This window comes from Halostella sp. PRR32 (genome assembly GCF_034808085.1).
In the GTDB taxonomy this organism is placed as follows: domain Archaea; phylum Halobacteriota; class Halobacteria; order Halobacteriales; family Natronoarchaeaceae; genus Halostella; species Halostella pelagica.
The window spans coordinates 1-249 of record NZ_JAXHGL010000229.1; the positions used below are offsets into that span (position 1 = coordinate 1).

At 71.9% G+C, this 249-nt stretch carries 1 pseudogene; it reads right to left on the bottom strand.

Annotation, left to right across the window (positions count from 1 at the left end):
* A pseudogene (locus SM753_RS20970) lies at window positions 1-225 on the bottom strand (hypothetical protein); the annotation flags it as partial.
* Window positions 226-249 lie beyond the last annotated feature (24 nt).

The following is a 249-nucleotide window of genomic DNA, read 5'->3' on the forward strand; positions in this document are numbered from 1 at the left end:
CATGAGGGCGTACTCGCCCGCCCGCGACTCCTCGCTCCACCGCCCGTCCGCGACCGCGTAGAACTCGTACTCGAAGCCGACGATCGACTGCTGGTTGTCGAAGGCGCCGTCGCGGAGCGCCTGCTTGACGATTTCCGCCTCCTCCTCCGCGCGGGCGGCGAACTCGTCGGGGTCGACCGCGAGCGCCTCGCGGACCCCGTCGGCGAGGGCGGACTCGGTGCTCATGGAACGGTCGACGACCGCGTCCGG